Source organism: Nocardioides gansuensis (genome assembly GCF_003076135.1).
In the GTDB taxonomy this organism is placed as follows: domain Bacteria; phylum Actinomycetota; class Actinomycetes; order Propionibacteriales; family Nocardioidaceae; genus Nocardioides; species Nocardioides gansuensis.
Map to the genome: position 1 here is coordinate 294,800 of NZ_QDGZ01000006.1, position 14,365 is coordinate 309,164.

17 protein-coding genes are annotated in these 14,365 nt (G+C 72.1%); 12 read left to right on the forward strand and 5 right to left on the reverse strand.

Going from position 1 to position 14,365, the window contains the following annotated elements:
• Positions 1 to 25: 25 nt before the first annotated feature.
• From DDE18_RS15325 to DDE18_RS15350, 6 genes are all read left to right on the forward strand, one after another.
• Complete coding sequence (locus DDE18_RS15325) at positions 26 to 574, forward strand: DinB family protein (RefSeq protein ID WP_116573122.1); 549 nt, start codon at positions 26 to 28, stop codon at positions 572 to 574.
• Positions 571 to 1,191: a class I SAM-dependent methyltransferase gene (locus tag DDE18_RS15330; protein WP_116573123.1), complete on the forward strand. Its 621-nt coding sequence runs from the start codon at positions 571 to 573 to the stop codon at positions 1,189 to 1,191. Before DDE18_RS15325 ends, DDE18_RS15330 begins: the two co-directional genes overlap by 4 nt.
• Positions 1,188 to 1,382, forward strand: coding sequence for a DUF3046 domain-containing protein (locus DDE18_RS15335; RefSeq protein WP_116573124.1), 195 nt, complete (start codon positions 1,188 to 1,190; stop codon positions 1,380 to 1,382). Before DDE18_RS15330 ends, DDE18_RS15335 begins: the two co-directional genes overlap by 4 nt.
• Positions 1,379 to 2,623, forward strand: coding sequence for an MFS transporter (locus tag DDE18_RS15340; RefSeq protein ID WP_116573125.1), 1,245 nt, complete (start codon positions 1,379 to 1,381; stop codon positions 2,621 to 2,623). The genes DDE18_RS15335 and DDE18_RS15340 overlap by 4 nt, the downstream gene beginning before the upstream one ends.
• 163 nt (positions 2,624 to 2,786) lie before the next feature.
• On the forward strand, positions 2,787 to 3,842 hold the full coding sequence (recA, locus tag DDE18_RS15345; RefSeq protein ID WP_116573126.1) for a recombinase RecA: 1,056 nt from the start codon (positions 2,787 to 2,789) through the stop codon (positions 3,840 to 3,842).
• On the forward strand, positions 3,832 to 4,482 hold the full coding sequence (locus tag DDE18_RS15350) for a regulatory protein RecX (protein ID WP_116573127.1): 651 nt from the start codon (positions 3,832 to 3,834) through the stop codon (positions 4,480 to 4,482). Before recA ends, DDE18_RS15350 begins: the two co-directional genes overlap by 11 nt.
• Here DDE18_RS15350 and DDE18_RS15355 read toward each other — a convergent pair.
• On the reverse strand, positions 4,437 to 4,811 hold the full coding sequence (locus tag DDE18_RS15355) for a hypothetical protein (protein WP_116573128.1): 375 nt from the start codon (positions 4,809 to 4,811) through the stop codon (positions 4,437 to 4,439). The two genes, DDE18_RS15350 and DDE18_RS15355, sit on opposite strands and share 46 nt — an antisense overlap.
• Positions 4,812 to 4,949: 138 nt before the next feature.
• Between DDE18_RS15355 and DDE18_RS15360 the strand changes: the two genes are divergently transcribed.
• The 6 genes from DDE18_RS15360 to DDE18_RS23265 are packed head-to-tail and all read left to right on the forward strand — an operon-like array spanning position 4,950 to position 9,739.
• On the forward strand, positions 4,950 to 6,287 hold the full coding sequence (locus DDE18_RS15360; RefSeq protein WP_116573129.1) for a sensor histidine kinase: 1,338 nt from the start codon (positions 4,950 to 4,952) through the stop codon (positions 6,285 to 6,287).
• Positions 6,284 to 6,934 carry a response regulator transcription factor gene (locus DDE18_RS15365; protein WP_245916736.1) on the forward strand — a complete coding sequence of 217 codons (651 nt, stop codon included), beginning with the start codon at positions 6,284 to 6,286 and terminating at the stop codon, positions 6,932 to 6,934. Before DDE18_RS15360 ends, DDE18_RS15365 begins: the two co-directional genes overlap by 4 nt.
• A 59-nt stretch (positions 6,935 to 6,993) precedes the next feature.
• Positions 6,994 to 7,719: a GNAT family N-acetyltransferase gene (locus DDE18_RS15370; RefSeq protein ID WP_116573130.1), complete on the forward strand. Its 726-nt coding sequence runs from the start codon at positions 6,994 to 6,996 to the stop codon at positions 7,717 to 7,719.
• 9 nt (positions 7,720 to 7,728) lie between these two features.
• Entirely contained in the window at positions 7,729 to 8,580 is an 852-nt protein-coding gene (locus tag DDE18_RS15375; protein ID WP_116573131.1) for a PPK2 family polyphosphate kinase, read from the forward strand.
• Positions 8,577 to 9,365: a HipA family kinase gene (locus DDE18_RS15380; protein ID WP_116573132.1), complete on the forward strand. Its 789-nt coding sequence runs from the start codon at positions 8,577 to 8,579 to the stop codon at positions 9,363 to 9,365. The genes DDE18_RS15375 and DDE18_RS15380 overlap by 4 nt, the downstream gene beginning before the upstream one ends.
• A complete protein-coding gene (locus DDE18_RS23265; RefSeq protein ID WP_116573133.1) occupies positions 9,362 to 9,739 on the forward strand; it encodes a DUF3037 domain-containing protein in 378 nt (125 codons plus the stop codon). The genes DDE18_RS15380 and DDE18_RS23265 overlap by 4 nt, the downstream gene beginning before the upstream one ends.
• Before the next feature lie 6 nt (positions 9,740 to 9,745).
• Here the strand turns inward: DDE18_RS23265 and DDE18_RS15390 are convergent, their stop codons facing one another.
• The 4 genes from DDE18_RS15390 to DDE18_RS15410 all read right to left on the reverse strand — a co-directional run bounded on the left by DDE18_RS15390 (position 9,746) and on the right by DDE18_RS15410 (position 14,140).
• Complete coding sequence (locus tag DDE18_RS15390; protein ID WP_116573134.1) at positions 9,746 to 10,492, reverse strand: hypothetical protein; 747 nt, start codon at positions 10,490 to 10,492, stop codon at positions 9,746 to 9,748.
• 148 nt (positions 10,493 to 10,640) lie between these two features.
• The gene (locus DDE18_RS15395) at positions 10,641 to 11,384 is read right to left on the reverse strand and encodes a sirohydrochlorin chelatase (protein ID WP_116573135.1); all 744 of its coding nucleotides are present in this window, start codon (positions 11,382 to 11,384) and stop codon (positions 10,641 to 10,643) included.
• A gap of 115 nt (positions 11,385 to 11,499) precedes the next feature.
• Positions 11,500 to 12,243, reverse strand: a complete 744-nt coding sequence (locus DDE18_RS15400) for a phosphoadenylyl-sulfate reductase (protein WP_116573136.1) — start codon at positions 12,241 to 12,243, stop codon at positions 11,500 to 11,502.
• Between the two features lie 154 nt (positions 12,244 to 12,397).
• A complete protein-coding gene (locus DDE18_RS15410) occupies positions 12,398 to 14,140 on the reverse strand; it encodes a nitrite/sulfite reductase (protein ID WP_116573138.1) in 1,743 nt (580 codons plus the stop codon).
• Between the last annotated feature and the right edge of the window lie 225 nt (positions 14,141 to 14,365).

A 14,365-nucleotide genomic window follows, 5' to 3' on the forward strand; every position in this document is an offset into this window, starting at 1 on the left:
CCCGTGCGGCTGGTTGGATGGGCACATGCCCAGCCTCGAGACGACCGGCGACCCGATCCCGCCCGACACCAAGGACTGGACCTGGGTGCTCGAGCGGCCCTGCCCCGAGTGCGGCTTCGACGCCGCAGCGGTCGGAGTGGCCGACGTGCCGGGCCTCGTCCACGACACCTCGATGGCCCTCGCCGACGCGCTGCTGCGCGCCGACGCCACGACCCGGCCGGACGCCACCACGTGGTCGGCGGTGGAGTATGCCTGCCACGTGCGCGACGTGCATCGCATCTTCGGTGAGCGGCTCGCCCTGATGCTCGCGGAGGACGAGCCGCGCTTCGCCAACTGGGACCAGGACGAGACGGCCGTCGCGGAGCGCTACGCCGAGCAGGACCCCGCCGTCGTCGCCGCCGAGCTGGTCGAGGAGGCCGGTGCGACGGCGGGCCTGTTCGCCGGGGTCACGCCAGACCAGCACGCACGCCGGGGCGTGCGCAGCAACGGCAGCGAGTTCACGGTCGAGACCCTGGGCCGCTACTACGTGCACGACCTCGTGCACCACGTGCACGACGTGGGGGCCCGTCCATGACCGACGCCCAGGCGGCCACGGTCCAGGCGTACGACGCGGACGCGGCCCGCTACGCGGCCGAGACGCGGGAGCTGCCCGAGTCCGTGCGGCGAGCCCTCGATGAGATCGTCGGCCGGCTGCCGTCGGGCGCGAGGGTGCTGGAGATCGGCAGCGGCGGCGGCCGCGACGCGGCGTACCTTGAGGAGCACGGCCTGCGGGTGCGGCGCACCGACATCACGCCGGGCTTCGTCGCCTTGTTGCGGGAGCAGGGACACCAGGCCGACGTCCTGGACCCGCTGACCGACGACCTGGCGTCGCCGGAGGGTCCGTACGACGCGGTGTGGGCGAGCGCCTCGCTGCTGCACGTGGCGCGGACCGACCTCGGCACTGTCCTGGCACGGCTCGCCGAGGCCACCCGGCCGGGCGGACTGCTGCGCATCTCGCTCAAGGAAGGCGACGGCGAGGCCTGGTCGACGCACGGGGCGATCTCGGCGCCGCGGCTGTTCACCTACTGGCGCGAGGAGGACCTGCGCCGGCTGGCCGACGCGAGCGGGTGGGTCGACGTCGCCGTCGACCATGTCATGGCGGGCCGGACGGAGCTGCAGCCATGGCTGGAGATCACGGCGGTGCGGGCATGAGGCACACCGAGTTCTGGGCTCGCATGGAGCACGCACTCGGCAGCTCCTACGCGAAGACCTGGGCAGAGATGACGGTGCTCTCCGAGCTCGGTGGGCGCACCCCGTCCGAGGCGCTCGCGGCCGGGATGGCTCCCAAGCAGGTCTGGGCGGCTGTATGGCGCAAGCTCGAGCTCCCCGAGGCGCAGAGATGACCGCGGCAGCGAGCGTCGACGTCGCCCGCGTGCAGTCGCGCACCCTCGGCACCCTCGTCGTCTCGCAGGCGGTCGGCGCCGTCGGGATGACCATCGGCGTCGCGACCGCGTCGCTGCTGGCGCGCGACATCTCCGGCTCCGACAGCATGGCGGGCCTGGCCCAGACGTTCCAGGTCCTCGGCACCGCCGCCGCGGCGTACCTCCTTGCCGGGCTGATGGCTCGGCGTGGTCGACGGGCCGGCCTGGTCACGGGCTACGTGCTCGGCGCGGGTGGAGCGCTGCTCGCCGTGGCGGCGGGGGTGGCCGACTCGATGCTCCTGCTGCTCGCCGGAGCGGTGCTGCTCGGCGCGACGACCGCGGCCAACCAGGGCTCGCGGTACGCCGCGACGGACCTCGCGCCGGAGGAGACCCGTGCGCGCGCGCTCTCGATGGTGGTGTGGGCGACCACGATCGGCGCGGTGGCGGGCCCGAACCTGACCGGGGTCGGCGCGGCGGTGGCGCACAGGCTCGACATCCCGGAGCTCACCGGCGGCTTCGCCCTCGGGGCGGTCGCCCTGGTGGTGGCGGCGGCGTGGGTCTGGCTGCGGCTGCGGCCCGACCCGCTCCTGCTGGCCCAGTCGGAAGCAGGAGTGGTGCACGAGACGGGGCGGGGGCGCTCGTGGGGCCGGTTCGTGGAAGCGGTGCGGGCGGAGCCGGCGCTGGGCGCCGCGATCGTCGGCATGGCCGGGGCGCACGCCGCCATGGTCGCGGTGATGATCATGACCCCGTTGCACATGGAGCACGGAGGTGCTCACCTCACCGTGATCGGGTTCGTCATCTCGATCCATGTCCTCGGGATGTTCGCCTTCTCGCCGCTGGTCGGCGCCGCCACCGACCGCTTCGGCCGGCCGGCCGTGCTGGTGGCCGGGGGAGTGGTGCTGCTGGTCTCCCTGCTGCTCTGTGCCCTGGCGCCGGAGGGCAGCTCGTGGCAGATCTTCGCCGGGCTGTTCCTGCTCGGCCTGGGCTGGTCCTTCGCGACCGTCGCGGCGTCGACCGTGATCAGCGACCGCACGCCCATCACGGCCCGCACGGACGTGCAGGGCACCGCCGACATGGCGATGGCGCTGACCGCCGCGGGCGGCGGCGCCGTGGCCGGCGTGATCGTCGACGGCTTCGGCTACCCCGTCCTGGCCGGGTTCTCCGCGCTCCTCGCCCTCGCGGTGGCGGGTGCCGGCGTGGTGGTGGCGCGACACGCCCGCTGAGGTGCGCGCTCGAACAGTTGTTCGGGCTAGATTGTGTCCACAGGCATGACGCGGGCCGAGGTTGTCCACAGCGTTCGACGTCCCTGACCAGGGGATGTCGGTGGCTCGTCCTAGCGTCGTCTACGTGCCTGGCCCATCAACGAAGCGAAAGAGGACACCTCCCATGGCTGCTGCAGGAGACCGCGAGAAGGCGCTCGACGCCGCCCTCGCCAACATCGAGAAGTCGTTCGGCAAGGGCTCGGTCATGCGACTGGGCGACGAGACCCGCGCCCCCCTCGAGGTGATCCCCACCGGGTCGATCGCCCTCGACGTCGCGCTGGGCCTCGGTGGCCTGCCGCGCGGTCGCGTGGTGGAGATCTACGGCCCGGAGTCGTCCGGCAAGACGACGGTCGCGCTGCACGCGGTGGCCAGCGCCCAGGCGGCCGGCGGCATCGTCGCCTTCATCGACGCCGAGCATGCGCTCGACCCCGACTACGCCAAGGCGCTCGGCGTCGACACCGACGCCCTGCTGGTCTCCCAGCCCGACTCGGGCGAGCAGGCCCTCGAGATCGCCGACATGCTGATCCGCTCCGGCGCGCTCGACCTCATCGTCATCGACTCGGTCGCGGCGCTCGTGCCCCGTGCCGAGATCGAGGGCGAGATGGGCGACAGCCACGTCGGCCTCCAGGCCCGCCTGATGAGCCAGGCGCTGCGCAAGATGACGGGTGCGCTCAACAACGCCGGCACCACGGCCATCTTCATCAACCAGCTGCGCGAGAAGATCGGGGTGATGTTCGGCTCGCCCGAGACCACGACCGGCGGCCGGGCGCTGAAGTTCTACTCGTCGGTCCGTCTCGACGTGCGCCGCATCGAGACGCTCAAGGACGGCACCGACATGGTCGGCAACCGCACCCGCGTCAAGGTCGTGAAGAACAAGGTGGCCCCGCCGTTCAAGCAGGCCGAGTTCGACATCATGTACGGCAAGGGCATCAGCCGCGAGGGTGGCCTGATCGACGTGGGCGTCGAGGCTGGCCTCGTCCGCAAGGCCGGCGCCTGGTACACCTACGAGGGCGACCAGCTCGGCCAAGGCAAGGAGAACGCTCGCCAGTTCCTCAAGGACAACCCCGACCTGGCCAACGAGCTGGAGAAGAAGATCCTCGAGAAGCTCGGCGTCACCCCGACCGTGGATGCTCCGGCGGACGACCTGTCCGACGAGCCCATCGGGGTCAATGACTTCTGAGCGGGCGCGGTCCGTGGAGTCCCGGCCTCCTCCTTCGTGGCTCGGTGACGTCCACGACGGCGTCGAGGCCTGGACCCGGGGTGCTGCGGCATCGCGCACCTCGCCGCCGCCCCCGGATCCCGTCCAGGACGGCCCCGAGGCCGACCACGAGGCCGTCGCCCGCAAGATCCTGCTCGATGCGCTGACCGGTCAGGCCCGCTCCCGCAAGGAGCTGGCCGACCGGCTCGCGAAGAAGGGCGTGCCCGACGAGCTGGCCGTGAGGCTGCTCGACCGGTTCACCGAGGTGGGGCTGGTCGACGACGAGGCCTTCGCGCGGGCCTGGATCGCCTCGCGGCAGTCGGGCAAGGGCCTGGCCCGCCGCGCCCTCGCCCAGGAGCTGCGCCGCAAGGGCATCGCCGACGAGGTCGCCCGCGAGGCGCTCGACGAGGTCGACCCGGACGACGAGGAGGAGGCGGCCCGGGCCCTCGTGCGCAAGAAGCTCCGCTCCATGCGCGGCGTCGACCAGGCCACTGCCACCCGCAGGCTCGCCGGGATGCTCGCCCGCAAGGGCTACTCGTCGGGCGTGGCCTTCGCCGTCGTGCGCGACGAGCTGCGTCAGGTTGAAGCGCCGACCGACGAGGACCTTGCGGGCGACTGGTAGCGCACCCGCTGCGGCCGGGTCACCCACAAGGCACCCGCAGCAGTGGCAGCGAACGCCAGATGCGCCGGAGTGCCGTTGGCGACGACCAGCCAGAGGTAGAAGACAGGGAGCACCCACAGGGTCATCCAGGCCCAGCGCGCCCGAGAAGCGATGCCCCACACCGCCAGGATGATGAGCAGGAAGGCTGACGTCACGCCGAAGCTCGAGATCAGGAACGTGGCGTCGCGCTCGAACGGGTCGGGTGCGAACCAGACGCTGACCGAGATGATGGCGAACACCAGACCGTGCGTGACGAGAACGGCCTGGCCGAGGCGGGCAGAGGTGGACATGGGCAACTCCTGTGGCTGTGGGCTTCTGGTGCCTCGACGTTAGGAGCGAAAGGCGCCTGCTCCCCACCGCGCTGGCCGTCGCGATCTTTACGGCACACCGCAGAGTGCGGACGCGGCGGACAGGACACACTGGCTGACATGAGCGGCGAGCTCCTGCAGGTGATGCTGGTCCCGGTGTGCTTCGTCCTCGCCGGCCTGCTCGGCCTGCGCGTAGGCACCCCGCGATCCCTCGCGGCGGCGCTGGTGCTGACGGGGGCGTGCCACCTCGCGGCACTCTCCCTGTCCGGCCTCGCCGTCGACCGGGTCCCGGGCACCGTCGGGTGGCACCTGCTGTCGCAGGTGCTCTTCGGTGCCGGCTTCGCCTGCCTGGTCTGGATCGCCGCCCGATTCCCCAGGGGTGGCCCACCGAATCGCCTGGTGACCGGCTGCTTCGGCCTCGCCGTCGCCGCCCCCGTCGTCGGCGGCTTCGCCGGGCCGAGCCCGACGGTGCTCGGAGGTGGCGGGGACCTGCGGGGTCCTGTGCTGGCCATCCTCCCGGAGCCATTGGCGGTGGCCGCCGCCGTGCCCCTGGCACTGCTGCCGGTGCTGGCCGTGGTGGTCTTCGCGGTGCGCTTCACCCGTGCCGACCGGGCCACCCGACGGCTGATGGCGTGGCCGATCGTCGGGATCGGCATCGTCGGCCTGCTCGCGGCGTCCGGCATCCTCCTCGGACCGCGGCTACCCGGCGTGAGCGACGCCGCCTTCCTCATCGGTGCGCCGATCGTGCCGCTCACGGTGGCCTTCGGGCCCGTCCGGCGCCGACTGCTCGTCCTGACCGAGCGCACCACCCGCCTCGAGGAGGACCTGGCCGCGCGGGTCGCCGAGCTCGAGGAGTCGAGGCATCGTCTCTCCGTGGCCGCCGAGGAGGAGCGCCGCCGGATCGAGCGCGACCTCCACGACGGTGCGCAGCAGGAGCTGCTCGCGCTGATGGCGCACGTCGAGCGCGCTCGCGGGCTGTCGGACACGACTGCCAGGGGCGAGGCGCTGGAGACAGTGGCCGAGCTGGCGCGCGGCGCGTACGCGACGGTCCGGTCGGTGTCGCACGGAGTGCGCCCGGCCGGCCTCGACGACTTCGGACCGGTGGCGGCCCTGCGGACCCTCGTGCGTGGCTTCCCCCTGCCCATGCACGTGGACGTCCGCGGCGAGGAGTCCCGTCGCTACAGCCCGGAGGTGGAGGGTGCGGCCCTCTCGTTCGCGAGCGAGGCGCTGGCCAACCTCCTCAAGCACTCCGGCGCCCAGCACGCGCTCCTGCTCATCGACGCGGGCGAGCGGCTTCGGGTGCGGGTGGAGGACGACGGTGCGGGCGGTGCAGACCCGCAGGGTCGGGGGCTGCGTGGGCTGTGTGACCGCGTCGAGGCCGCAGGCGGATCGGTCACGATCAGCTCGGTCCCCGGCCGCACGGTCCTCGAGGCCGAGCTGCCCGGGGAGCTGCCGTGACGAGGCTGCGGGTGGTGGTGGCAGAGGACCACCTGCTGGTCCGCGAAGGCGTGGTGGCGCTGCTCTCGGCGGGCGAGGACCTGGACGTCGTCGCGGCCGTCGGTGACGCGGACGCGCTGCGCCGCGCTGTCGACTCCCACCAACCGGACGCCGTGCTCACCGACATCCGGATGCCACCGCTCCAGGCGATGGACGGGATCACGGCTGCGCTGGAGATCCGTCGGCGACACCCGGGCACGGGTGTGGTCGTGCTGTCCCAGCACCTCGAGGAGGACTACGTCCGGGCACTCTTCACCGACGGGTCCGCTGGCCTCGGCTACCTGCTCAAGGAGCGGATCGGGGAGCGGGCCGAGCTGGCGGACGCGCTCCGACGCACCGCACGGGGTGAGTCGGTCCTCGACCGCCGGGTCGTGGACACGCTCGTCGGCAGCGGTCGCTCCCGCCTGGACACGCTCACCCCGCGCGAGCGGGAGGTGCTGGCCCTGATGGCGTCGGGTCTGACCAACCCGGTGATCGCCTCCCGGATGCACCTATCCCTCTCCTCGGTCGAGAAGCACGTCGGCGCCATCTTCACCAAGCTGGGGGTGGGTGAGTCGCCGACCCAGGACCGCCGCGTGAGCGCCGTGCTGGCCTGGCTGGATCGGTGACCGCGTCACGGCCGAGCGCCTAGGCTCGCCACCATGCCCGACCTCCCCGGTAGGTCCTCGTGAGCCGCCACCTCGTGGTCCGCAACGGTGGCCACGAGCTGGCGGGCGTCGTGCGCGACGGCGAGTCCTGGTACGCCGCGGCGCGCCGCACGGCCGCCCCCCTGACCGGGGAGCCGGTGCCGGTCGACCTGTCGGCCGACCCGCTGCTCTGGACGGTCGACCACGACCTGCTGGTGGTCCTGCGGCCGATGACCCGTGGCGACCTGCCGAGCGTGGCTCGGTGGCGGGCCCAGGCGCACGTCGACCGGTGGTGGCACGCCGACGGGCCGGCCACCCTCGAGCGGGTCACCGACGCCTACGGCGCGGACATCGACGGGACGACCCCGACCCGGATGTGGGTGGTCGAGGCCAACGGCCGCTCGGTCGGCTTCCTGCAGGACTACCGCATCCGCGACTACCCCGACTACGCCCTGCTCACCCCTGACCCCGACGCGATGTGCTGCGACTACGCCATCGGCGAGCCCGAGTGGGTCGGCCGCGGCCTGGGGGTCCGGATGATCTGGGCATGGGCGCTGCGCACGCTGCACCGCTTCCCGGACGTGAAGGCGCTCTTCGCCGCGCCAGACCACCGCAACTCGACCTCCCTGCGGATGCTGGAGAAGGCCGGCTTCGTCCAGGGCACCTGGTTCGACGAGCCCCAGTCGGACGGCTCGGTCGTCACGGTGGTCGGGTGCACCCTCGACGTACGCCGCGTGCTCAGCTCCGAGCCGCCGGCGGCCAACTAGGGTGCTCCCATGACGGACGCCCTGACCGATGTGCTGCGCCTGCCCCCCGGACCGGTCGAGCTCTCGGCGATCGAGACCGACGCGGCGCCGGGCTTCGACGGCGGCAAGTCCGACGGGGAGGCTGCCCTCTTCGCGATGGGCGAGGAGCTCTCGGACCTCCAGGAGCGGCTGTGGGCCGAGCGCACGACCGGGTCTCCGCGGCGCATCCTGCTGGTGCTGCAGGGCATGGACACCTCCGGCAAGGGCGGCACGATGCGGCACGCCGTGGGACTGATCGACCCGCAGGGCGTGCGGATCACCTCGTTCAAGGCGCCGACCGAGGAGGAGCGCGCCCAGGACTTCCTCTGGCGGATCCGCAAGGCCGTCCCGGAGCCGGGCTACGTCGGCGTCTTCGACCGCTCGCACTACGAGGACGTCCTGATCGCCCGGGTCCGCGACCTCGCGCCGCCCGAGGAGATCGAGCGGCGCTACGGCGCCATCAACGACTTCGAGGCCGAGCTGGTCGCCGGAGGCGTCGCCCTCGTCAAGTGCATGCTGCACATCAGCGCCCACGAGCAGAAGGAGCGCCTCCAGGAGCGGCTCGACAACCCCGAGAAGCACTGGAAGTTCAACCCCGGCGACCTCGACGAGCGCGCGCGCTGGCACGCCTACCAAGAGGCATACGAGATCGCCCTCGAGCGCACCAACTCCGAGGCCGCGCCCTGGCACGTGATCCCGAGCGACAAGAAGTGGTACCGCAACCTTGCCGTCGGGCAGCTGCTGCTCGACACCCTGCGCGGGATGGACCTGCGGTGGCCGGAGGCCGACTTCGACGTCGAGGAGCAGAAGCGCCGGCTCGCGGACGGGCCCCCGGTGCGGTGATCCCCACCGTCGAGGTCACCCGCTACGTCACGCCCCTGCGGGAGGGCGGCAGCCTGCCCGGCATCGTCGAGGGCGACGACCTGGGCACCTACGTCTGCAAGTTCCGCGGCGCCGGGCAGGGCGTGCGGGTGCTGGTCGCCGAGGTGGTCGTGAGCGGCCTGGCGACCCGCCTCGGACTGCGCACGCCGCGCCTGGTGGCGCTCGACCTCGACCCCGAGATCGCCCGCTACGAGGCCGACGAGGAGGTCCAGGACCTGCTCAACGCCAGCGCGGGCCTCAACCTCGGCATCGACTTCCTGCCGGGCGCGTTCGGCTTCGACGGAGCCCTGCCCGACCAGCACGGTCACACGGGGGACGCCGAGGCCGCGAAGGTGCTCTGGCTCGACGCCTTCACCGCCAACGTCGACCGCTCGTGGCGCAACCCCAACCTGCTCGTCTGGCACGGCGACCTGTGGGTGATCGACCACGGCGCGTCGCTCTACTTCCACCACGCCTGGCCCGGCGGGGTCGCCGACCCGCAGCGCTTCGCCCGCCAGCCCTGGGACCCCAGCGACCACGTGCTGGGCGCGTACGCCGATCGGCTGGACGCCGCCGACGGCGAGATCTCCCGCCTCCTCGACCGCCAGGCGTTCACCGAGGTCCTGGCGGAGGTGCCCGACGAGTGGCTCGAACCGGTGCCGGGTGCGGAGACCCCCGACGCCCTGCGCGCGGCGTACGTCGACTTCCTCACCGCGCGCCTCGCCACCCGCGACTGGCTGCCGCGTGTGGAGGGCGGTGCCGCATGAAGCTCGCCTACCAGTACGTTCCGCTGCGCTGCGTGCCGCGACCCGACCGCGAGGAGTTCCTCAACGTCGGCGTGGTCCTCTACTGCCAGGCGGCCGACTTCCTGCAGGTGGCATGGCAGTGCGACGCCGACCGGCTCCGGGCGCTCGACCCGCTGCTCGACGTGGAGCAGGTGTGCGCCGCGCTCGAGTTCGTCGAGGGGGTCTGCGCCGGAGACGAGCGCGGGGGAGCGGCTGCCGAGCGGCCGATCGGCCAGCGGTTCGGCTTCCTCAAGGCCCCGAAGAGCACGGTGCTCCAGCCCGGGCCGGTCCACGGTGGGGTCACCGCGGACCCGGCCCGGCAGTTGGAGCACCTGCTCGAGCGCCTAGTGGGCTGACCGCGGTCAGGAGGCCTCGTAGGCCCAGACGTAGCGCACCAGCATCGCACCGGCAGCGTCGGAGGTGCCCCAGACGTAGAAGCCGTTGCGGTCGCCGCCGTCCGCTCCGACGTCGACCCCGTCGAAGAGCGCGACGTCGCTGATGTTGCCCACCTCCGTGAGGTAGACGCACATGGTGCCGGGCGCGGGGTTCGGAGCGCTGGCGGTGCCGGCGCAGGCGGTGGTGTTGGTCTCGCCCGCGCGCACGTCTGCTGCGAAGGTGTGGGCGCCCAGCCACAGGTTGCGAGGCGCGGTGATCCTCAGCGGCGTGCTGGTCGTGAACGGGAGCGGGGCGTAGTCACGGATGGCGACGCCGGCGGCGCTGGTGTTGGCGTTGAGCACGCCACCGCCCTTGATCACCGTGCCTGCCGGCGGCGGGGTGAATGCGCTGGCGCCTGCGGGTCCCTGGGGACCGGTCGTGCCGGCGGGTCCCTGCGGACCGGTGGCGCCGGTCGCGCCGGTGGCGCCCGTGGCCCCTGTGGCCCCCGTGGCGCCGGTCGCGCCCGTGAGCTTCGACTGCTCGGAGCGCTTGAAGTCCTTCACCAGCAGCGAGCCGTTCTTGATGTCCTTGGTGGTGACGCTGTTGTCCTGGATCTGGCTTCCGGTGATGACGGCGGCGGCCGTGGCGCCGCCCGTGGTCGCGAGCACCAGGGCGCCTGCGGCGACGACGTGCACCGGGCGGATCCGGCGGAGCGGCTGGGAAACGTGGAACATGTGTGGGACCTCCTTGGTGGGCGCGGGTCACGTCGACCCGTCGCACACGAGGTGGCCCCACACACGCCTGGAATACACGGAGTGCCCGGGATCGGTGGTTTCCGACCCCGCTTTACGTAGTCCTACCTACGGCGCGGACGGCGGCTGTCTAGACCGGCACCAGCTCGACGGCACCGACGGCGTAGCGGGCCAGCACCGCGCGGGCGACCTCGGGGTGGGCGCCCATCGGCTCCGACACGGCGACGGCACCGGCCTCGAGGGCCAGCTCGGCGGCCCGGTCCGGCAGGAAGCCCGGGGCGAGGAAGAACGACGCGACCGCGATGTGTCGACGGCCCTCGGCGCGGAAGGCGCGCACGGCCTCACCGGCGGCCGGGGGAGCGGCCGACGCGAACGCCGCGCTGACGGGCAGCCGGTGGCGGGTGCCCCAGGTGCGGGCGATCCGGGCGACGGCCTGGTTGGCCAGCGGGTCTGACGAGCCGGCGGCGGCGAGCACGAGCGCGTCGAGCTCACGCACCCGGGCGGCCTTGAGGGCCTCGCGCAGGCGCAGGTCGAGCACCTCGAGGAATGCCGTCTCCATGCCGAGGATCTTCGTGGCGCGGATCTTCAGGCCCTTGTGTCGCGACGTCGCGTCCGCGATGGCCGAGGGCACGTCCACGCGGGCGTGGAACGCCTCGGTCAGCAGGAGCGGCACCACGACGATCTCGTCGAAGCCGGCCTTGACCAGCCTGTCCACGACCGACTGGAAGTCGGGCTTGGACAGGTCGAGGAACGCCGTCTCGATCCGCAGGTCCGGCCGCATGGCCTTGACCTCGGCGACGAGCGCCTTGATGGTCTCGGACGAGCGGGGGTCGCGGCTTCCGTGGGCCAGTGCCACCAGTGCAGGAGCAGCCATCAGCTGTGCCTCCCATCGGTTTCGTTGGGGTGGACGTCGACGCCGTTGTCGAGAGGGGTGATGCAGGTCGGGTGATCGAGCGGAGTGCAGATCCCTGGATCGAGCGAAGTCGAGATCATGCGTGGATCCCGCACTCGGTCTTGGAGGTGCCGGCCCAGCGCCCGCTGCGCGGGTCGTCGCCGGGGGCGACGCGGCGGGTGCACGGCCAGCAGCCGATGCTCGGGTAGCCGTCGTAGACGAGCGGGTTGACCAGGACGCCGTTCTCGGCGATGTACTGCTCGACCTGCTCGTCGGTCCAGCGGGCGATGGGGGAGACCTTGACCTTCCCCTTCTTCGCGTCCCAGCCGACGACCGGGGCGATCACCCGGTTGTGCGTCTCGGCGCGGCGCAGGCCGGTGGCCCACGCGTCGTACCCGTCCAGCGAGTCCTTGAGCGGCGCCACCTTGCGCAGCGCGCAGCACAGGTCGGGGTCGGTCTTGTAGAGGTCCTTGCCGTAGGTGGCGTCCTGCTCCGCGACCGACTGCACCGGCGTGATCGTGATCAGGTTGACCGGCATCGTGTGCTCCACCGCGTCGGCCGTGCCGACGGTCTCGGGGAAGTGGTAGCCGGTGTCCAGGAACACCACGTCGATGCCGGGCGCGACCGTCGAGGCGAGGTGCGCCAGCACCGCGTCGCTCATGGACGACGTGATGCAGAACCGCTCGCCGAAGGTGGCGACCGCCCACTCGATGATGTGCTCCGCGGGCGCGAGCTCGAGCTCGGCGCCGACGTGGGAGACCAGCTCGCGCAGCTCCTCGGGCGAGCGCCCCTCGGTGTGGGTCCCGCGGAAGTCGCGGGCTGCCTGGGTGAGTGCGCTCATGACGAGGCTCCTGCCGGTCGGACGAGTCCATCGAACTCGAGCCGGAACGCCCGGAGGCACGAGCGGCATTCCCACGCACCGTGTCCCTCGCGCGGGAAGAGGTTCTCGTCTCCGCAGTAGGGGCAGTGGAAGGGGACCGCGCGCTCGCTCATGCTCAGACGCCTTCCAGCACGGGCTCGGCCGGCTCGCCGGCGGGCGCCTCGCCGCGGAGGTGGACTTCGTCGGCGCGGGCAGCCCAGGTCGCGAAGCTCTCGCCCTCCTCGCGGTCGGCGAGGTAGGCGGTCACGACCCGGGTGACGTAGTCGTCGAGTTCGGCGCTGGTCACCTTGTGGGCGCGCAGCTTGCGGCCGAAGTTGGCGCCCAGCCCGAGGGCGCCACCGAGGTGCACCTGGAAGCCCTCGACCTGGTTGCCGTCGGCGTCCATGACCAGCTGGCCCTTGAGGCCGATGTCGGCGACCTGCGTGCGGGCGCAGGCGTTGGGGCAGCCGTTGACGTTGATCGTGATCGGGGTGTCGAGCTCGGGGAAGCGCTTCTCCAGCTCGGTGACGAGCTTGCGGGAGCGCTCCTTGGTGTCGACGATCGCGAGCTTGCAGAACTCGATGCCGGTGCAGGCCATCGTGTTGCGCCGCCAGTTGCTCGGCCGGGCGGTGAGGCCGATCTTCTCGAGGTCGTCGAGGAGCGCGTCGGTGTGGGCGCCGTCGACGCCGATCACCACGAGCTTCTGGTACGCCGTGAGGCGGACGCCCGCGGCGTCGTACTTCTCCACGAGGTCACCGAGCGAGCTCAGCGTGGTGCCGTCGATGCGGCCCACGACCGGGGCGGCGCCGACGAAGAACTTGCCGTCCTTCTGCTCGTGCACGCCGATGTGGTCGCCCTGGCGCTCGGGGGTCTCGGGGGACGGGCAGTCGACGAGCTTGCGCTCGAGGTACTCGTTCTCGAGCACCTCGCGGAACTTCTCCTTGCCCCAGTCGGCGACCAGGAACTTCAGGCGTGCCTTGGAGCGCAGCCGGCGGTAGCCGTAGTCGCGGAAGATGCCCGCCACGCCCTCCCAGGCATCGGGCACCTCCTCGAGCGGGATCCACACGCCGAGCCGGGCGGCGAGCATCGGGTTGGTGGAGAGGCCGCCGCCGACCCAGAGGTCGAAGCCGGGGCCGTGCTCGGGGTGCACCGTGCCGACGAAGGAGACGTCGTTGACCTCGGGCGCCACGTCGTGGCTGGGGTGGCCGGTCAGCGCGGTCTTGAACTTGCGCGGCAGGTTGGAGAACGCCGGGTTGTTCAGCGCGCGTCGCTTGATCTCCGCAAGCGCGGACGACCCGTCGATGATCTCGTCCTTGGCGATGCCCGCGACAGGCGAGCCGAGGAAGGGGCGCGGGCTGTCGCCGCACGCCTCGACGGTTGTCAGGCCGGCCGCCTCGAGCCGCTCCCAGATCGCGGGGACGCTCTCGATCTCGATCCAGTGGAACTGGATGTTGTTGCGGTCGGTGATGTCCGCGGTGTTGCGGGCGTGCTCGGTGGACGCGCCGCCGAGGGCGCGCAGCGCGTCGGCCGAGAGGATCTGCCCGTCGGTGCGGACCCGCATCATGAAGTAGCGGTCGTCGAGCTCCTCCTCCTCGAGCATCGCGGTCTTGCCGCCGTCGAAGCCGGGAGCGCGCTGGGTGTAGAGGCCCATCCAGCGGAAGCGGCCGCGCAGGTCGGCCGGGTCGATCGAGTCGAAGCCGCGCCGGGAGTAGATGCCCAGGATGCGCGAGCGGACGTTGAGCGGGTCGTCGTCCTTCTTGGACTGCTCGTTCTTGTTGAGCGGCTCGGTGTAGCCCAGGCCCCACTGACCCTCGGCGCGTTTGGGACGCGGGATCTCGGTGTGCTGGGCGGGCTCGGGCCGGTGGCGCAGGTCAGGCATGGGGGAGGATGGTCCTCTTCGCTGAGGGGCCGCGCGCGTCGTTGGGCGCGGTGGGGGTGAACGGGGGCGGCGTGGAAATCAGCGAGGCCAACAGATCATGCTGCGCGTGCGCATCAGGTCCACGTGGCGACGTACCACGAGGTGCGCATGGGTTGCAGCGGAGACCATGTCAAGGAGTCTCAGGGGGCGGACACCCTTTCCACAACTCGCAATCTCATGTCCTGA

Excerpts from the sequence above, each read along its gene's own strand:
- DDE18_RS15325 (WP_116573122.1), top strand. The coding sequence starts at position 26 with ATGCCCAGCCTCGAGACGACCGGCGACCCGATCCCGCCCGACACCAAG.
- DDE18_RS15330 (WP_116573123.1), top strand. The coding sequence starts at position 571 with ATGACCGACGCCCAGGCGGCCACGGTCCAGGCGTACGACGCGGACGCG.
- DDE18_RS15335 (WP_116573124.1), top strand. The coding sequence starts at position 1,188 with ATGAGGCACACCGAGTTCTGGGCTCGCATGGAGCACGCACTCGGCAGC.
- DDE18_RS15340 (WP_116573125.1), top strand. The coding sequence starts at position 1,379 with ATGACCGCGGCAGCGAGCGTCGACGTCGCCCGCGTGCAGTCGCGCACC.
- recA (WP_116573126.1), top strand. The coding sequence starts at position 2,787 with ATGGCTGCTGCAGGAGACCGCGAGAAGGCGCTCGACGCCGCCCTCGCC.
- DDE18_RS15350 (WP_116573127.1), top strand. The coding sequence starts at position 3,832 with ATGACTTCTGAGCGGGCGCGGTCCGTGGAGTCCCGGCCTCCTCCTTCG.
- DDE18_RS15355 (WP_116573128.1), bottom strand. The coding sequence starts at position 4,811 with ATGTCCACCTCTGCCCGCCTCGGCCAGGCCGTTCTCGTCACGCACGGT.
- DDE18_RS15360 (WP_116573129.1), top strand. The coding sequence starts at position 4,950 with ATGAGCGGCGAGCTCCTGCAGGTGATGCTGGTCCCGGTGTGCTTCGTC.
- DDE18_RS15375 (WP_116573131.1), top strand. The coding sequence starts at position 7,729 with ATGACGGACGCCCTGACCGATGTGCTGCGCCTGCCCCCCGGACCGGTC.
- DDE18_RS23265 (WP_116573133.1), top strand. The coding sequence starts at position 9,362 with ATGAAGCTCGCCTACCAGTACGTTCCGCTGCGCTGCGTGCCGCGACCC.
- DDE18_RS15390 (WP_116573134.1), bottom strand. The coding sequence starts at position 10,492 with ATGTTCCACGTTTCCCAGCCGCTCCGCCGGATCCGCCCGGTGCACGTC.
- DDE18_RS15395 (WP_116573135.1), bottom strand. The coding sequence starts at position 11,384 with ATGGCTGCTCCTGCACTGGTGGCACTGGCCCACGGAAGCCGCGACCCC.
- DDE18_RS15400 (WP_116573136.1), bottom strand. The coding sequence starts at position 12,243 with ATGAGCGCACTCACCCAGGCAGCCCGCGACTTCCGCGGGACCCACACC.
- DDE18_RS15410 (WP_116573138.1), bottom strand. The coding sequence starts at position 14,140 with ATGCCTGACCTGCGCCACCGGCCCGAGCCCGCCCAGCACACCGAGATC.